Below are 17,686 nucleotides of genomic sequence, written 5' to 3'. Positions count from 1 at the left end.
CGGCCGAAGTGCCGTCTGCTCGAACGAACAATCCGCGGCCCACAGAATGTGTGTTCATTCCGAGCACGGGGGCCGACACGATGCACATGACGACCGGGGAGGTTATCCGCCGCATCCGGAAATCCATCGGTATGACCCAGTCCGAGCTGGCCGCGCTCCTCTACCTCACGCAACCGGCCGTCTCCCAGCTCGAACACGACGGTCCGGCTGTCCACGACATCCGCACGCTGCGTCGCGTAGCCCGCGCCCTCGGCGTTCCGCTTGACATACTGGTGGTGGCGGATGAAGAGGAGGCGGACGTGAGACGACGCGAATTCTTCAGAGCCGGCGCGGTCGGCGCCGGGGGCTTGGCCGCGGGTGCGTCGGCGGCCGGTACCGTCTCGGCGTCGCCGATAAGAGTGGGTGCCGCCGACGTCGCGGCAATCACCGACAGCGTCAACCAGATCCACGATCTCGATCTGGTCATAGGCGGCGACCGCCTGCGCGGGGTGGCGGCTGGACAGGTCCGCTATACCCAGCATCTCCTCAACGTGGGCAGCTACAGCGATGCCGTCGGGAGGGAACTCGCCGCTGTCACTGCCGAGACGATGATCGCGGCGGGCTGGATACACTACGACTCCGGGCATCCGGACAGTGCCGCCCGCTACTACACCGAAGCAGCCCAAACCGCCACTGCCGCAAACGACGGCATCGCAGCCGCGCACGCCTTCGGTAACGCCAGCCACCTGATGGTCAACAGGTTCGGGTCGAATACGAACGGAGACCGGCTGGCCGTGCAGTACGCCCGAGCGGCCTCCCGCGCCGCACTGCACCGAGGGGGGCCGAAGTTGCGGGCGCTCATGGCACTCCGCGAGGCCGAAGCCCACGGAGCCCGGGGCGACCGCACCGAGACGGTGGACGCCCTCTCGAGAGCGTTCCGCGCGTACGAATCCACCCGCGGATTCGATCCGGACTGGGTCTACCTGCCGCAGGCCCAGATGAGCGGCGTCTCGGGCAAAGCCCACATGCGGCTCGGCGACCACACGGCGGCAACGGCCCACCTGCAACAGGCGATCGGCTGCTCCTCCGCGTGGCCGCGCGAGCGCGCGTCATGGCAACTCCATCTGGCTCACAACCTCGTCCGGAGTGGCGACCTCGCGCAAGCCTGCACACTGCTGACCGAAACGTTCACAACCATCACAGACCTGGCATCCGCTCGGTTGCAGGGGCGGCTGAACGAGATCGCCACGACCGTGCGTCCACATGCGAAGGTGGCCGAAGCGCGGGAGTTCCTCGGAATGCGGGCGGCGCGCTGAAACTCTCGGGCCCGGCCACGGCCGAACGTCAGCCATGCGCCCTCCGGGCACGAGCAAGGAATACTTGACCGGGCCGGTCGCATCGAACGCCCAGGGGCGTATCCGGGTTATGTTGCGGACGTGCCGTTTTCGCCTATCCGTCCAGTGTGAAGACGTTGGTATCAGATGGATGCGAGGCTGTTGCCGGGATGGATTTCGCGGTAATGTTTCGAACATGTCTTCGAGCGGGGGAATCGAGGAGCGGGACTCGGGCCCGCTGCATGCCGCAGTCACCGGCGTGCTCGAGATGCCGTTGACGCCCCTGTCCGACGACGACGTGGTCGAGATGATGCGCGATATCGAGAAGTGCGCGCGGATACTGACCGCGGTGCAGCACAGGCTCTTGGTGGAGGCGAACGAGCGGTCGTTGCCGGCCCGGTTCGGGTCGAAGTCGATCAAGAAGTTCTTGATCGAAACCTTGCGGCTGAACAGTGCCGACGCCGGCTCCCGGGTACATCGAGCGTTGTGGGTGGGCACCCCGCACGACATGGCGGGCGAACCGATCGATCCGCCGCTGCCGCACACCGCGCACGCCCTGGAATCCGGAGAGATCTCGACCGATCACGTGCGCGGAATAGTGGCCGTGATGAACCGCATCCCACGCGGAGTCGGCCCCGAGGAGCGAGAGGCCGCCGAGCAGATCCTCGCAGAGTTCGCCCGCACCGGATCACCGGACGATATCGGGAAGGTCGGCGATCGTATCCTCGCCCATCTGGATCCCGACGGCCGCATGAGCACCGATCTGGACCGGGCCCGCAGGCGGGCGATCACCATCGGCCGGCAGCGGCCGGACGGGATGAGCCCGATCCACGGGGAGATCGATCCGGTACTGCGAGCATTGCTGGACCCGCTACTGGCCAAATACGCCCGGCCCGGCGCCTGCAACCCGGATGATCCCGACAGTCCGGCCATCGACATCGACCACGCCGACCCGCGGGTCCTGGCCGACGCCGCGTCTCGTGACCGCCGTTCGGCCGCGCAGCGAAATCATGATGCGCTCCACGCCTTGCTGTCGTCGGGTGTGTTCGCCGACCGGCTGGGCGCCCACCGCGGCGTGCCGGTCACGGCGATCCTGACGATGTCCGTCGACGAGGTCGAACAGGCTGCCGGGGTGGCGACCACCGCGACCGGCGGCACCGTCCCGATGAGCAAGGCCCTCGCACTCGCGGAGCGGTCCCAGCCGTTCCTGGCGGTGTTCGACCACGCCGGACTGCCACTACACCTCGGCCGCACCAAACGCCTCGCGTCCCCGGCTCAGCGGCTGGCGTTGATCGCCACCCTGCACGGCTGCTCACGACCCGGCTGCGATGCCCCGGCGAGCCTGTCCGCAGTGCACCATGTGCACGAGCACCGCAGGGGTGGCGCGACGGATATCGAGAATCTGACCCTGGCGTGCGATGCTTGCCACGCACTGATCCACGACGGGCCCGGCGGCTGGAAAACCGTTGTGCAGGGCCCGGATTCACGGTACCCGGGGCGTACGGCGTGGATCGCGCCGGTCCATGTCGACCCGCAGCAGATCCCGCGGCTCAACCACCGCCACCACGCCAACGAACTACTCGCGGAGGTCCTGGCCCGCATTCACCGGCGCAACGAAGACGAACGCGCACAACACCGACGGTGGCTACCCACCCGCACCGCCGGCGATGCAGCCTGAGCCGAGCGGCCGATGCGCCCTGCCGCTCGCGATAACCGACACCGGTCAGCGCCGGCAACGGCACACCCGGATCACCTGAACGTCGCCGCTGCCGATCGCCACGACCTCTCCCGCTATGGTCGGCAGTATGTCGGTGCATCTCAGCGCGGGGGCTGCCGGGGCTACTGCACCGGTCGTTATCCACCGGGCGAACCCCCGCTGGAGGCCTGGGAGCTGGCCCTCCACTGACACCGAGATCCGGTCGTCCAAACGCCCGATAATTCGCCTGTCGCGCGGTCGCCAGGGCGAGACTCGCTGCTGTCCAGGATGTTTCGGGGATGACGTAAGCGAAGTCGCGGCCTGTTTCACGGCGTTGCCTGGGCAACGAATACATACTCGCGTCCGGGACGATCGGGAGCGTCCCGGACGTCCCGGACCATGTAACCGTGTCTTATCAGGTCCGATTCGATGTCCGTGCGCTCACGGAACCGCAGCGTCGAGTCCGATATGACGACGGCGCCGTCCGCGGCGAAGGTGTACGTGTGCCGAAACGAGACGAACGGAAGGTTCACCGCGGTGACTTCCAGGCGTTGTTCCACCCGTCCTGTGCCCGGAATGTCCCGAACCGCCGACGCTGCGCCGACGGCCCAGTCCTCCCAGGCACGGCGCTCCGGACGCCTGGTCTCGAACACGAGACGACCGCCGCGCCGGAGGGCGCGGTGGATGCTGTCGAGCGCATCGGCCCAGTCGTCGTCGGTGAGGAAAACCTGTGCCACGTTGCCGGTCATGACCGCAAGGTCGGCACACGCCTCTGGGAGATCCGCGGCTTGTCCGTGCAACCAGGTGATCCCGGGCGGCGCCTGCTTTGTCTTCGCGGCCTCCAGCGACGCTGCGGCCGGGTCGATGGCCACTACCGTTCTGCCGGTGCGCGCCAATAGCACGGCGAGAATTCCTGTCCCGCAACCTACATCGAGCACAACCTCGGCACCCAATTCGTCGGCGATGCTCACGTAGAGGTCCAGATCCTCACGGCCACCCTCGAACTCGTCGTAGATCGCCGCGAGACGGGAATGGGCGAAGATCGCATCCGGCACCGACCGACTGTAACCATACTGGCGCCGTTCATACCACCGGTTTCACCGTCGCGGAACGCTCGCCCATGCCGGTGCGCGACCAATCCCCACCGTTCACCGGTCGATCCGAGGCATGGGATCTGAAACGACGCCGCCCAGGAACTGAGGGATTTCGCCTCTCGTACAACTCCGCCCAAACTTCCTGGTAGCCGGCCGTCCAACCGGGTACCGGTGTGTTGGGGCGCCCTGTGCATGTTCGGGACTTCCGTCGAATGGTCGCCCTTGCCGACGGGTGCGTGTTGGCAGGACGCCGGCACGCTGGTCGCGGTTCCCGCCGTTGACCTGAACTTTGGTTCAGGTAGCAAGGTGGGCGCATGACAACTTCGATCAAGGCCGTGACAAGGTGGGTTGAGCGGAACGCTAGGCCGTTGGATACGTTGGATCCGGATGCGCCGCTGGCCGACCTGGAGCCTCTGCGGGACATGGTGGGTGAGGCAAGCGTCGTGGCGCTCGGTGTGGCGGCACGCGATACGCACGAGCTTTCTGTGGTCGCTCACCGGATACTGCGATTTCTCGTGGAGCACATGAGGTTTCGTAGCTTCGTGCTGGAAGGTGATGACGCGGCCAGTGCCGCGATCGATGCGTACGTACGCAAGGGGGTCGGCGATCCGCGAGCGTTGATGGGTAATGCTCGATCCTTCTGGCGCACCGAGGAACTGGTCGATGTCGTCACCTGGTTACGCGGTTACAACCGGCGACATCCCGCCGATCCCGTCCGGATCGCCCACCCCGAGCCCGCTCGGTATGTCACCGCGCAGACCGGGGCTCTCGATGTGATCGAACGGATGTTGGCGGAGAACGTCATTCAGTGGCACGAGCACACCGGGGACAAGCTGGTCTACTGGGGTGGGACGGCCCATACCGCCAACGCCGCGGCACGCGGCATCGCCTCCGGCGGGGAGGAGATCACTCATCGCAATGCCGGCAGTTTCCTGCGGCAGCATTTCGGTTCCGGCTACCTCTCGGTGGGGCTCACCTACGATCACGGGTCGACGGCATCCTACAGGTCTCCCTCGCCGCCAACGGAATTCGCCGAGTCCGCACTCGGTGATGCCGGCGTGGACACCTACCTGCTGGATCTGCGCGCGCCCGCCGACGATCCGGTGCGGACCTGGCTGCGGCAACTCACCAGAACGCGGGTGATCGGACCCGTGTACGACCCCGACAACGATGCCGCGTACCACCTTTCCGGTGGAGCGTTCGCCGAATGGTTCGACCTCATCGTCCACCACCACGAGGTGACGCCCGCTCACCTCCTCGATCGCTGAGAGCGGCAACCCGCACGGAGCGAACCGCTTCCGCGCCGCCTGCTCGGATACACCGAGCCGGGCACCGATCTCGACCCGCGCGTCCGGGGATCTCGGCGGAGGGGTCGCCGACGCTCTCCACCAACTCGCGGAGAACCCTGCCGACGCCTATTTCGACTCGGTCGGCCAGATCGTGATGGACCGCTGGAGCCGCGGCCGCGTGGTCCTGCTCGGCGACGCGGCATGGTGCGTCACCGTTTTCGCCGGCTACGGCGCGGCGCTCGCCCTCGACGGCGCGGACCGGCTCGGCGCCACCATCGCAGCACACGAGGGCGGCCTCCGCACAGCTCTCGGCGCCTGGGAGGAGGCGATGCGCCCCGAAATACGTAAACGACAAGCGCGGGCCCCGGTGCGAGGTCGCGGCGGCGTGCTCGCCGGGGCAGGATGTCGGTGTGAGCGAGTTCCTGGACGACCTTCGTTTGGAACGCAGTGCGGTGGTGGCCAACTCCGAGATGAACCGCGGGCGCGGGCTGCCGGCGTACCGTCGTGAACTCGGGTTCGACCCGGCGGCCTGGCTGGCGGCACGGCCGGCGCCGCAGCGGTGGGTGGACGTGGGATGCGGTAGCGGGCGAGCCCTGGCCGACGCGGCCCGGTCACTGCCCGGACATGTCGAGACCATCGGCCTGGATCTCGTCGGCTACTTCGGACCAGCTTGCGCCGGAGTCGATCTGGTCGTCGGGTCGGTGTCGGCCTGGGAACCGGACAAGCCGGTGGATCTCGTCACCGCCGTCCACATGCTGCATTACGTCGGCGACAAACTCGCCGCGCTGACCCGGATGACGTCCTGGCTCGGCGCCGACGGGTTGTTCGCCGCCAACTTCGATGCCTCCTCAATCCGGCGGGCAGATGGCGCACCGCTCGGGCGGAAGCTGGCAGCTGCGTTGCGTCGCAACGGATTCCACCACAATGCCCGGCAGCATCGACTTACCCGGACCGGAAACGCCCCACTGCACTGGGACTGGCGGTATCTCGGTGCGGACGATCATGCCGGCCCGAACTACACCGGGCAGGACAGCGTCACCTCGCACTACAGCTGATCGTCACCGGTGTGGCCACGCCGCTCTCCGGTCCGGCACGTCCGGGCGAATTCGACTGCTGCCCGGGCAATTTCGTCCGGTGCATGAGATATGTCCAGCACGATTCCGGGTTCGTCCGGTTCGAGGGGCTCCAGCAGGTCCAGCTGCGAGTCGAGCAGGGCGGGCTGCATGAAATGGCCGCTGCGGGAGGATATCCGCGACCGGATCGTGGCGGGATCGCCGTCGAGGTGGACGAACGCGACCGGTTCCGGCACATCCCGCAGCACGTCTCGATACCAGCGGCGCAGTGCGGAGCAGGCGACCACGCATCCGCTCCCCCGTGACCGCATCGCGGCGCGCACCGCCTCGAGCCACGGCGCCCGGTCGGCATCGGTGAGCGGGGTACCCGCGGTCATCTTGTCGATGTTCGACTGCGGATGCAGGCTGTCGGCGTCCAGGAACTCCAGCGACAACAGATCGGCAACCCTGCGCGCGATCGTCGTCTTCCCGCACCCCGTCACGCCCATCACCACTAGATAGGGCCGCCGGCCACTACTCATGAAAGACCCTGTTCGCCGGGAGGGAACCACGCCCCACCCGAGAGCACGGATCGACCCTCGTGCGGCAACACGGCAAGATTCCCGGGAACGACCGTCGACCACAGGTGGAAACCCCTGCACCGCAGGGGTATTCGTCGCTGCTGATGCCCCTGGCGGCCTCCTCCCCGGGCACGTTCACCGGCCGGTGGTGTCGACGTTCACCTCGAGCGGCACGACGTCGCTGCGGACCCAGGTGTCGTAGACGTCGTAGCGGTCGCCGCCGGACGTCCACGAGGTGGAGCGGACGTGCAGAACCGGCGTGGTCGGCGAGATCTCCAGGGCGGCCGCGATGTTCGGCTCCGGGGTGACGGCGTGAATGGCGCGGTGGGCGCCGCCGAGGGTGTAGCCGGCGCCGGCGAGGAGTTCGCTGAGCGAGGCCCGTCCCGCGAGCACCTCGTGGGCCGAGGCGACGACCGGGACGAGGGCGGGCGGGCTGTAGTTGATGCTGTAGAGCGCCGGGACGCCGTCCAACGACCGCAGCCGGATCAGCTCGAAGCCCGCGGTGTTCTCCGGCACCGTCAGCGCGCGGCACGCGTAATCGGGCAGGATCGCCGGGCCGTGGCTCAGCACCGTGGTCCGGACCGCGCGGTTCTGGTGACCGATCGCGTTCTCCAGGAACCCTTCCGGGCCCTGGATCACCCAGCCGCGTTCCGCGCTGGGTTCGCTGGCGAACACGCCGCGGCCGGGCACCCGCGTCGCCAGCCCACGCGACTCGAGCAGCTGGAGCGCCTGCCGAACCGTGGCGCGGGACAGCCCGAATTCGTTGCACAGCTCGTTCTCGCTCGGGAGCCGCTCCCCCCGGCCGATCGCCCCGGTGGCCAGCCGCCGTTCCAACGCCGCGAACAGCTGCTGGTAGTACGGGGTCGACGACTGCCGATCGATCGTCTCGGTGGCCACCACTGTGCGTGCTCCCTCCTGGTCTTGCGCCGGCAGCCGGCCTCCCGCTCGTCGTCCGGGCGTGCCCCGCCGGTCGTCCCGGCGTGTTCCGCGGGATCCATGCTGCTGCCAACTACGCCGCACCAGCAGTTCCGTCCGAAACACGCTGGAACGACCAGATCCGAACGACGGACGCCCGTTGCCGTACCGGCTCACCGGGATGGCCGGGACAAGCGCCCCGAGTCTAGCCGTCCGTACGGTACGGACCGCCGGCCAGCGTATCGACCAGGACCTCCCACCCGGGTCGCTCGGAGAAATCGGCCTCGATCACCGAACGCGCCGTCTCCCGCTCCACCGCGGCGTGGTCCGAGCACGCGGCCAGATGGGCCCGGATCAGCCCAGCCAGGCGGTATCCAGCGCCGCGGGCGCTGCGTCGACCGCCGCGGCCGCCGACTGGAGCACCAGCGCCGCCGCGGCCGCACCCGGGTCCAGCACGCCGCGCGCCACGTCGCCGACATAACTCGCGCGGCCGCGCTTGGCGCGCATCTCGGCGGTGCTCAGCGCGCCGTCGACCGCCGCGCGGGCCGTCGCCGCCAATGCCTCGGCGGGGGCGGTCTCCGTCGCGACCAGCGATTCCAGTGTGCGGGCGGCGGGGCCGAGCGCATCCACCATGGTCTTGTGCCCCACCTCGGCCTTGCCGTAGCGCTGCACCGTCGCGAGACCCGCGCTCAGTCCGGCGGACAGCTCCGCCAGCGTGGGTTCCGAGCCCTCCGCGCAGCGCGCCAGGTCCCGGAAGAACATGCCGAACAGCGGGCCGCTGGTGCCCCCGGTGCCGAGAAATCCGCGCGACACCGCGGTCAGCCAACCGGTGTAGTCCTGCGGCGCCTCGCCCTCGATATTCGCCTGCGCGCGGCGCATGGCCGTGGCGATATTGGTGCCGAAATCCCCGTCCCCGGAACGGCGGTCGAGGTCGGCGAGCACGTCGGTGCGGTCGCGGAACGTCGCGGACAGGGATTCGACCCAGCGACGGCCGAATCCGGAGGTCAGTCGTGTATCGGTCATGGCGGGTCCCCTCACCAGGTCAGGGCGGGCGTGCGCACGGGCGCGTCCCACAGCGGCAGCAGATCGGCGTCGGCGGGCAGCAGCGTCACCGACAGCCCGACCATATCGAGCGAGGTCACGTAGCTGCCGACGAGCGAACGGGCAACGGAGACACCGCGATCGGACAATCGCCGGTGCACCGCGCGGGCGGCGATCCCGAGTTCGATCGGGTAGGTGCCGCCGAGGCCGTTGACGATCGCGACGACCGATGAGCCACGCGCCAGGCTCAATTCGCCGATCAGCGGGTCGATCACCTGCGCGACGAGCGAGTCGGCGTCGGCGAACGGAATCCGCCCGGTGCCGCGCTCGCCGTGGATGCCGACGCCCAGCTCGACCTCGTCGTCGGCGAGGGTGAACGCCGGATCGGTGGCGCCGGGGTGGGTCCCGGCACTCAGCGCGAAGCCGAGCGTGCGGGCGTTGCGGGCGACGCGGCGGCCCAGCTCGGCGACCTCGCGCAGTCCGGCGCCGGCCTCGGCGCTCGCGCCGCAGATCTTCTCCACCGCCAGCACCGCCGCGGTGCCGCGCCGGCCGGGCGTGTCCTCGTCGGTCTGGGTGGCCAGATCGTCGTCGACGAGGACGGACTCGGTCACGACGGCGTCGTCACCGGCGAGTTCCTCGGCGATCTGGAAGTTGAGCACATCGCCGGTGTAGTTCTTGACGATCTGCACGACTCCGCGGCCGGAGTCGGCGGCGACGGTGCCCTCGTGCACCTGCAGCGCGGTGGGGCTGGCGAAGATCGCGCCGGGCACCGCGACATCGAGCATGCCCGCCCCGACGAAGCCCGCGTGCAGGGGTTCGTGGCCGGAGCCGCCGCCGGAGACCAGGCCGACCTTGTCCCGGGCCGGCGTGGCCCGGGTGACTATGCCGGCCTGCCGGTCGTAGGCGATCAGTGCCGGATGGGTGAGCGCGAGACCCTCCAACGCCTCGTCGGTGGCGTCTTCGGGCCGGTTGCGGATCTGACGGCGCACGGTGCTGTTCTCCTTCGATCAGCTGTTGACCGGACCCACCCTAGGTTCTAATGTACGGACAGTACAGTCTGTACGTACAACTCTTCTCTGTACGTACAATTCCGACAGCAGAGAGTGGGGCCGTGGATGTCCATGGAGTACCGGATGCGGCGGACGCTACCCAGCGACCGCGCAGCAATCATCATGCCCGTCGACCACGGCCTGATCTTCGACCGCATCGAGGGCCTGGAGACCCCGTCGGCCCCGTTCGAATCCTGGGGCAGCCACGACGTCACGGGCTTCATGATGACACCCGGCCAGGTGAAGCAGACCGAGCGATTCTTCGCCCGGCACCCGCACCTGACCCGCGTGCTGACCATCGACACCTATTACGACGTCACCCAGCTCGACGGCGGCGGCGCGCACCGCCTGATCACCACCGTCGAGGAGGCGGTCCGGATGGGCGTCGACGCGGTCAAGATGCTGTTCCCGTGGAACATCTCCCGGGCCGAGCGGGCCGAGCTGTGCGAGCGGGTGGGCAGGGTCGTGACGGCCTGCGACGCCTGGGACATCCCGCTCGTGCTCGAGCCGGTGCTGATCGGCGCGCCGCGCACCCCGGAGGTGATCGAGGAGGAGGAGAAGATCGCCCGGATCGCCTACGACCTCGGCGCGCACATCATCAAGATCGCATTCCCCGGCGAGGAGCGCACCCGCCGCCTGGTCGAGGAGCTGAAGGTGCCGCTGGTCATCGCGGGCGGCCCGCTGTCCGGGGACCCGGCCGATACGGTGGACGCGGTGGCACAGACCATCCGGTCTGGTGCCCGCGGCGTGATCGTCGGACGCAACATCTGGCAGCGCCCGCGAAACGAGGCCGAGAAGGTGCTCGACGAGATCGCGACCCGCACGCGGAATGTCACGTTCACCGACTGAGGTCCAGCGAGGGAGGTGACGAGCGTGGGTAGGCGGGACGTGGTGCTGGGAGCGGATGTGGGCAGCACCAATGTCAAGGTCGTGGCCCTGGATGCCGCGGGGCACATCGTGGCGCGGGTGCGGCGGCCGACGCCGCGCCGCACCGGCGAGGTGTCCATCGATGCCATGGTCCTGTTCGAGCTGTTCGAGGAGCTGGTGATCGAGGCGTGCGGGGGCGAGCTCGCCGCCGTGGCGGTCTGCGCGGCCGGGGTCGGCGAGGACGGCGTCCTGGTCGACGAGGACGGGCACCCGCTCGACGCGGCGCTCGCCTGGTTCGATCCGCGCCGTACAGCACTGTTCCACGAACTGGAGCCCGAACTGTCGCCCGCCGCCGGCCTCGGCGTCGTCACCGACGCCGCGCGCACGCTGGTCGGCTGGGCCTGGGCGGCGCGGCGGCCGGGTGCCGAACGCGCGAAAACCTGGCTGGCGCTGACGGATTTCGCGTCGTGCCGCTGGTCCGGGGTGGACTTCATGAGCGACACGCTGGCCGCCCGCACGGCGGCCTGGCAGGTGCGCGGCCGCACCTGGGCCGAGGACCGGGTGCGCGCGACGCTCGGCTCCCCCGGCCTGCTGCCGGCCGTGCTGCGCGCCGGTGACATCGTGGGCCCGCTCCGCTCGGAGCGCCTGCGCGACGCCGGGGTGCTCGCCGCCCAGGCCGTCGTCGTGGCCGGTGGCCACGACCATCCGATCGGCGGCTGGGGCGTCGACCGGCTCAGCCCCGGCGCGGTTCTCGACTCGATGGGCACCGCGGAAGTCGTTGTGGCGCAGTCTATGTCGATTATCTCGGCGGGTGAGGGGATCGACACCGCACCCGGTATCGGCAGCACCGGCAGCACGCTGCTGCGCGTGGAGGAACTGGCGCGCAACGTCGAATGGGCATCGCAGGATCCCGCCGTGGCCGCCGCGCTCCAGCAGATGATCAGCGGTGCGCTCCCACCCGACGGGTATCTGTCGTCCGGAACGTTCCGGCCGGGGGCCGCCGGCGGGGCCCGGCCGCGGTATACGGCCGACGCCCCCGCCGCGCCCACCTCGCGCGCCTCCGCCGTCCTCGGCGCGCTGGCGGCGCTCGGCAACCAAGCGGTACAGGACATTTCGGCTCTCGTGCCGGACCGATCCCGGGTCTTCACCGCCGGCGGCTGGGCCCGTTCGCACGGCTGGATCGAGATCAAACAGGCCGTCACCGGCCGGCCCGTCACCGTGATCACCGAGCCCGAAACCACCGCCGCGGGTGCGGCCCTGCTGGCCGCGCGCGCACTCGGCTGGTCTCCCGACCCCGCCACCACGCTCGCGTACGCCCCGGCACCCGTGCCCTAGCAACCGATCCCGACCCGAACATCCCACCTTCACCGTCGAAGGGAAGCTCATGCTGTCCGAAAAAACCGCCGCGCTCGTCGATCGACTCGGGCTGCCGGCACCGCTGCTCTGGGGTTACGCGGGCGTCCTGCTGTTCATGATCGGGGACGGCGTCGAGAGCAACTACCTGTCGCCCTACCTCGTCGACGAGGGGTTCGCCGAGAACCGCGTCGCGATGGCCGTGAGCGTCTACGGGATCTTCGTCGCCGTCGGCTCGTGGCTGGCCGGAACGCTGTCGGCGGTGTTCGGACCGCGGCGGGTGATGCTGGCCGGCGCGATCGCGTGGGCGGTGCTCGAAGCGGTCTTGCTGGCCCTGGCGATTCCGAGCGGCTCCGAACTGTTCGTCACCGTGATCTACGGGCTGCGCGGCATCGGATATCCGTTCTTCGCCTACGCATTCCTGGTCTGGATCAACTCCGCGGCACCGGCACATCAGCGCGGAACCTCCGTCGGCTGGTTCTGGTTCGCTTTCGGCGCCGGGCTGCCGACCCTCGGATCGCTGGTGGCCGGCGCGAGCATCCCGGTCGTGGGCGAGTACGGCACCTTCTGGGTCGGGCTCGGTCTCGTGGCTCTCGGCGCGGCCTGTGCCCTGATCGGCGTGCGGGACCTGCGGCATGCCGGTCCGACCGCGCCCGAGGGCGGTTCGCCGGTGCGCGAACTGGCGCGCGGCATCACCATCCTCTGGCGCGAACCCCGCGTCACCGCAGGCGCTTTCGTCCGGCTGGTGAATACGGCGCCCAACTTCGCCCTGTTCGTGGTCGCGCCGATCTTCTTCACCGACACGATCGGATTCGAGCAGAGCGAATACCTGCTGCTGGTCACGTGCGTCTACACCGCCAACGTCTTCGCCAACCTGGTGTTCGGGATCGTCGGCGACCGGTTCGGCTGGCGGCGGACGGTGACCTGGTTCGGCTGCGTGATGTGCGCGGTGGGCGCGCTGCTGCTGTACTACGTGCCGCTCGCGGTCGGTCCCAATTTCGTTGTGACGCTGCTGTGCTGGGCCGTATTCGGTATCGGGCTGGCCGGATTCGTCCCGCTGACCGCCCTGGTGCCGGCCGTCGTGGGCAAGGCCGACTCCGGCAGCGCCCTGGCGGTCTACACCCTCGCCGCCGGTCTCTCGGCATTCGTGGGTCCCGCCATCGCCGGCCTGGTCGGCGGCAGCGCCCACATGGGCATCGCGATCTGGACCTTCGTCGGCCTCTACCTCGCCGCCGCCCTGGTCAGCCTCACCCTGCACGCGGAGGAGGATCCGGGCGTCTCGGCACGCCGCCCGGATCACGCTGTGGCACAGCGATAATGCTCACGATATCTGCCGGAGGTCCGGCGGCCACACGAACGGTTTGGTGCTCTTCCACTCGTATTCGCAAGCCAGGCAACGGTATTTCTGCCAGCCCAAGAGATCGCGCTCGCCGATCTCCAGATCGGTTCGCTTGCCGCACTGCGGACACATTTCTGCCATTGCCGTCTCCCTCTCGAAGATCGAGGTGCAGACAGTAGAACCCGCGGAACGGGTGGACGGTGCCGAAATCGCTGTCGCATACCGGTATTCACGGCACCGGCCGCACCGCCGGCAGAGGACTGTCCCGGGCGGTGGCGGGTCGGCAAGATCCTGCCGAGGGTGGGATTGCTCGTCAGTCGCCGCAGAGGGCGTGCGGCGTGATGCCGGGGAGGTAGCGGGACCATTCCGCGTCGGTGAGCAGAGCCGTTCCGCTGTGGCAGATGTCGGTGGCGATCGCGTCGGGGTCGGTCGTCCAGATCCGGACGGTGCCATCCGGTCCGCCGCCGATCAGGTTGTGGCCGTCCAGGCCGTAGACGGCGTCGTTCACGCGGCCCGGCGAGGCCGTCAGCGTCGCGACCCGGTGCGGGCGCCGGGGGTCGGCGATGTCCCAGACCCAGGCTCCGCTGTCGCTGGCACCGCCGACGAGCCGGTCGCCGTCGGGGCTGAAGCTCAGGGAGATGATGCCGTCGGCCGGGCCGTCGAGAACGGAGAACGTCCGGGGCGTGTGGATGTCGGCCAGGTCGTAGAGGCGCACGGTGTGGTCCTTACTCCCGGCGGCGACCATCCGCCCGTCGGGGCTGAAGGCCACGGAGGCGACGTCGTTGGTGAAGCCCGTGAGGTTCGGCAGCTCGCTGGGGTGCGCGCGGTCGCGCACATCCCAGAGGCGCACCCTCTCGTCGGAGGTCGAGACGGCGAGGTAGCCGCCGGTAGCGTCGAAGGCGGCCAGGCTGGGCAGTCCGGGGCCGACCGGTAGCGCGGCGAGCGGCCGCGGGGCGGACAGGTCGCCGGTATCCCACAGCGTGACAACCGAATCGTCCTGCCCGGCCACCGCGAGCAGGGTGGCGTCCGGCGTGAAGGCCATGCTGCCGACGACGCCGTTGACGGCAGCGATCGTGGAGCGCACGTGTGGATGTGCTGGATCGCGGATGTCGTAGACGACGGCGCGCCCGGCCCGTGTCCCCACCGCCGCCGCGGTGCCGCCGAAGGACAAGGCGACTGCGCCGCAGGTCTTTTCGTCCGGTCCGACTGGTAACTCGGCATATTCGGCCGGCGCCGCCGGATCTCCGACGTTCCACAGGTGTGCGCGCCCGTCTCCCGCGCCGGTCCCGACCAGCACGGTGCGGCCGGTGCGGTCGATCGGCGTCTGGAACACCACGCTCGCCGCGCCGCGCAACAGCGGGCCGGGCAGCGGCCAGATCCGTACGGCCCCGTCGATACTGCCGGTGACCAGCGCCCGCCCGCTGTCGGCGAACTGGACCGAGACGACGACGGCCGGGTTGGGCAGTTGCATCTCCAGTCGTCCCGTGTCGAGTCGCCATACCCGCGTCGTGTTGTCGGAGCTGCCGGCGGCCACGCGGGCACCGTCGGCGCTGAAGGCGAGGTCGTTCACGTAGCTGGTGAAACCGGTCAGCGGTGGCCGCGGTAGCGGGTTCGACAGATCGCGAACATCCCAGCGGCGCACATCGTTCGGGCGGCCGGGTGCGGCCAGAGTCGTGCCGTCGGGACCGAATCGGAGCGCGAGCGCCTGCGACGGCGAGCCGTCGGGCGGCAGATCGGCCAGCAGGACCGGGTCGATGCCATCGTGCCGCCACATGCGCAGGGCCCCAGCATTTCCGGCGGCCGCCAGCACACGGCCGTCCGGGCTGAAGGTGACGGTCGGTGCGCCGGCGGGCAGATCGAGCGGGGCGGCCGGCGCGGGGTGAACCGGATCGGTGAGCGCCCAGCGGGCTATCCGCGAGGTCGTCGTTGCCGCCGCGAGAAAGCCGCCGTCCGGAGTCAGGGCGACGCCGCGGTACCCGGAGTCCGCGGCGCCCACGGCGCCGATGGTCGCCACGGTGGCCAGGTGGCGCGGTGCGTCCGCGATGCCGATGTCCCACAGGTCGATTCGTTCCCGGAAGGCCGTGGCGAGCACCGGCGCCGCCGCGGCGATCGTCACGGCGGTGAGCGAGCCGCCCGAGGGCGGCGCGGGCAGTCGCGTGCGGCGTTCGGCATGCCCGGGCGCGGACAACCGGTGGAGGTCGACGACGCCGTCGGATCTGCCTACGGCCAGCAACGTTCCGCTCGCATCGGTCGCGGTCAGCGTGCCGCCCTCCGGGCCGGGCAATCGGATCGGCGTGTGCACGGCCGACGAATCCAGCAGGGCCGACCGGGCTTCCAGCGTCGGCTTCTTCCGGAAGGCCGCCAGCGCCAGCTGCGCCGAGACCGCCGGATCGGTCTCCCGAAGTCGTTGCGCCTGACCGGCGATCTGCCGGGACATCGCCTCGTCGCGGGCCTGGACCGAGGCCGACCGGGCCGCCAGCGCCACCGCCGCCAGCGCACTGGCCGCGACCAGTGCCGCCGCCAGCCCGGCGACCATGCGCTGCAAAATCCGGGTACGTCGGCGTTCCCGGGCGGCCGTTTCGGCGACGGATGCGGCGCTGGCCGACATGTATTCGCGTTCGCGCCGGTTGAGGTCGTGTTCGTGGCCGCCGGCCCGGGCCCACTCCTGGACGATCTCCAGCCGGACCGGGCCGAGCAGCGCGCTGGGGTCGTGGTCGTTGTCCAGCCACACCTGGGTGGCCTGGGTCAGCCGGCGATGCACCGACAGCCCCTCCCGGTCGCGGCTCACCCACCGGCCCAGCCGCGACCACGCCCCGATCAGGGCCTCGTGCGAGATCTCGACGGATTCCTCCGCCACCGTCAGCAGGCGCTGGGTGGCGAACCGATCGATCACGGTGTTGACGTCGGCGACCGAGTCGCGATCGAAGAACAGCTCGGCCCGATGCACCCGCCGGCGGGTCGTCGCGCCCTCCTCGACGGTGAGCAATCGGAGGAAGGTCCGGCGGGCGATCTGCCGCTGGGCATCGGTGAGCCCGGCATACGCCCGCTCGGCGGTCTGCTCGATCGCGCCGGTGATTCCGCCCGCCGCGTTGTAGTCGGCGATGGTCATCCGGCGTCGTCCGGCCAGCTGCCAGGTCTGCAGGAGGGCGTGGGACAGCAGCGGCAGTGCGCCGCTGTCGTGCGCGTCGGCCGAACCTCGGGGCGCCAGTTCGAGCAGCAACAGGTGGACGAGGTCGTCATCGACCGACCAGTTCGCCTTCCGGGCCGGTTCGACGATCGCCCGGCGCAACGCCTCCCGGCTCAGCGGCCCCACCAGGATCGTGTGGTGGGCGAGCGCGTCGTGCAGGACGGGCTCCTCGGCGGCGTGGCGGTAGAAGTCCGCGCGCACCCCCAGCACGTGGACCGTACCGGTGGGCGCCGCGATCGTGTTCAGGAACTCGGCCCGGTGTGCCGCGTCCTGGCACAACGTCCAGATCTCTTCGAACTGGTCGATCACGATGACGTCCGGGTTCGGATCGATCGCCGACGCCCGCAACGGATAGGCACCCGGCTCGTGCACCGCCACCGTGCTTCCCGTCCGCCGCAGCTCCGGGACCAGGCCGGCGCGCAGCAGCGACGACTTGCCGGCGCCGGACGCTCCCGTCACGACGAGGATCCGGGGCGAGCGCGGCCCCTGCCGGAGCCTGTCGACGTGCCGTCGCACCTGGTCGGTCAGTTCCGTTCGCCCGAAGAACCATTCGGCATCCGCACTGTCGAACGACTCCAGTCCCCGATACGGAACGGGCCCCTGGTCGCGGCGCCGCCCCGTGGTGGGGCGGACACGCCGCACCGCGCCGAGCCACTCGTCCTGGGCGCCGGCCTCGTGAATACCGCACGCCGCGAGCACATCCCGGAACATCTTCTCGTTCGGCTCGGTGGGCACGTGGTAGCCGGCGAACCAGCCGCTGACCGTGCCATGCAGACATCCCGACCGCTCGACCACCTGGCGGACGGTGAGCCGGCGATCGGTGCGCAGGCGGGTGAGCGCGGCCGCGAACTCCGTGCGGTTGGAGATCGCGGCGGGGTCCGGAAGTGCTCCGGGCCTGCTCGTCATCTTC

General features: G+C 69.9%; 15 protein-coding genes. 8 read left to right on the top strand and 7 right to left on the bottom strand.

Annotation, left to right across the window (positions count from 1 at the left end; translation table 11 throughout):
- The first annotated feature begins 80 nt into the window (after positions 1-80).
- Positions 81-1,295 carry a helix-turn-helix domain-containing protein gene (locus D892_RS0119395; RefSeq protein ID WP_156959579.1) on the top strand — a complete coding sequence of 405 codons (1,215 nt, stop codon included), beginning with the start codon at positions 81-83 and terminating at the stop codon, positions 1,293-1,295.
- 214 nt (positions 1,296-1,509) lie between these two features.
- Positions 1,510-2,991 (top strand): HNH endonuclease signature motif containing protein, encoded by a 1,482-nt coding sequence (locus D892_RS0119390; protein WP_024802844.1) that lies wholly within the window; start codon positions 1,510-1,512, stop codon positions 2,989-2,991.
- Between the two features lie 344 nt (positions 2,992-3,335).
- On the opposite strand, the gene D892_RS0119385 is transcribed toward D892_RS0119390, so the two are convergent.
- Positions 3,336-4,064 (bottom strand): class I SAM-dependent methyltransferase, encoded by a 729-nt coding sequence (locus tag D892_RS0119385; protein WP_024802843.1) that lies wholly within the window; start codon positions 4,062-4,064, stop codon positions 3,336-3,338.
- Between the two features lie 407 nt (positions 4,065-4,471).
- Here D892_RS0119385 and D892_RS0119380 point away from each other — a divergent pair, with 407 nt between their 5' ends.
- From D892_RS0119380 to D892_RS41540, 3 genes are all read left to right on the top strand, one after another.
- Entirely contained in the window at positions 4,472-5,371 is a 900-nt protein-coding gene (locus tag D892_RS0119380) for an erythromycin esterase family protein (protein WP_198036934.1), read from the top strand.
- A gap of 175 nt (positions 5,372-5,546) precedes the next feature.
- Positions 5,547-5,900, top strand: coding sequence for an FAD-dependent monooxygenase (locus D892_RS49405; RefSeq protein ID WP_198037154.1), 354 nt, complete (start codon positions 5,547-5,549; stop codon positions 5,898-5,900).
- Entirely contained in the window at positions 5,803-6,447 is a 645-nt protein-coding gene (locus D892_RS41540; protein WP_232236120.1) for a trans-aconitate 2-methyltransferase, read from the top strand. Before D892_RS49405 ends, D892_RS41540 begins: the two co-directional genes overlap by 98 nt.
- Here the strand turns inward: D892_RS41540 and D892_RS0119370 are convergent.
- From D892_RS0119370 to D892_RS48620, 4 genes are all read right to left on the bottom strand, one after another.
- Positions 6,438-6,986 carry a gluconokinase gene (locus tag D892_RS0119370; protein ID WP_024802841.1) on the bottom strand — a complete coding sequence of 183 codons (549 nt, stop codon included), beginning with the start codon at positions 6,984-6,986 and terminating at the stop codon, positions 6,438-6,440. The genes D892_RS41540 and D892_RS0119370 overlap by 10 nt on opposite strands.
- A gap of 174 nt (positions 6,987-7,160) precedes the next feature.
- On the bottom strand, positions 7,161-7,922 hold the full coding sequence (locus D892_RS0119365) for a GntR family transcriptional regulator (protein ID WP_024802840.1): 762 nt from the start codon (positions 7,920-7,922) through the stop codon (positions 7,161-7,163).
- A 372-nt stretch (positions 7,923-8,294) separates the two neighbouring features.
- Complete coding sequence (locus tag D892_RS48625) at positions 8,295-8,963, bottom strand: DAK2 domain-containing protein (protein WP_024802839.1); 669 nt, start codon at positions 8,961-8,963, stop codon at positions 8,295-8,297.
- A gap of 11 nt (positions 8,964-8,974) precedes the next feature.
- Positions 8,975-9,970: a dihydroxyacetone kinase subunit DhaK gene (locus tag D892_RS48620; protein WP_024802838.1), complete on the bottom strand. Its 996-nt coding sequence runs from the start codon at positions 9,968-9,970 to the stop codon at positions 8,975-8,977.
- A 144-nt stretch (positions 9,971-10,114) separates the two neighbouring features.
- On the opposite strand from D892_RS48620, the gene D892_RS0119345 reads away from it, so the two are divergent.
- From D892_RS0119345 to D892_RS0119335, 3 genes are read left to right on the top strand one after another with little or no spacing between them, the layout of a single operon-like run.
- Complete coding sequence (locus D892_RS0119345) at positions 10,115-10,879, top strand: class I fructose-bisphosphate aldolase (protein WP_198036933.1); 765 nt, start codon at positions 10,115-10,117, stop codon at positions 10,877-10,879.
- Positions 10,880-10,903: 24 nt separating this feature from the next.
- Positions 10,904-12,232, top strand: coding sequence for an FGGY family carbohydrate kinase (locus tag D892_RS0119340; protein WP_198036932.1), 1,329 nt, complete (start codon positions 10,904-10,906; stop codon positions 12,230-12,232).
- Between the two features lie 49 nt (positions 12,233-12,281).
- Positions 12,282-13,568, top strand: a complete 1,287-nt coding sequence (locus D892_RS0119335) for an MFS transporter (protein WP_024802835.1) — start codon at positions 12,282-12,284, stop codon at positions 13,566-13,568.
- 3 nt (positions 13,569-13,571) lie between these two features.
- Here the strand turns inward: D892_RS0119335 and D892_RS46805 are convergent, their stop codons facing one another.
- The gene (locus D892_RS46805) at positions 13,572-13,730 is read right to left on the bottom strand and encodes a hypothetical protein (protein ID WP_156959578.1); all 159 of its coding nucleotides are present in this window, start codon (positions 13,728-13,730) and stop codon (positions 13,572-13,574) included.
- Positions 13,731-13,902: 172 nt separating this feature from the next.
- A complete protein-coding gene (locus D892_RS0119325) occupies positions 13,903-17,682 on the bottom strand; it encodes a hypothetical protein (RefSeq protein ID WP_024802834.1) in 3,780 nt (1,259 codons plus the stop codon).
- Between the last annotated feature and the right edge of the window lie 4 nt (positions 17,683-17,686).

It is taken from the genome of Nocardia sp. BMG51109, assembly GCF_000526215.1.
Taxonomy (GTDB): Bacteria; Actinomycetota; Actinomycetes; order Mycobacteriales; family Mycobacteriaceae; genus Nocardia.
The sequence above is the reverse complement of the archived record's forward strand: the minus strand, read 5'-3'. Positions and strand labels throughout refer to the sequence as shown.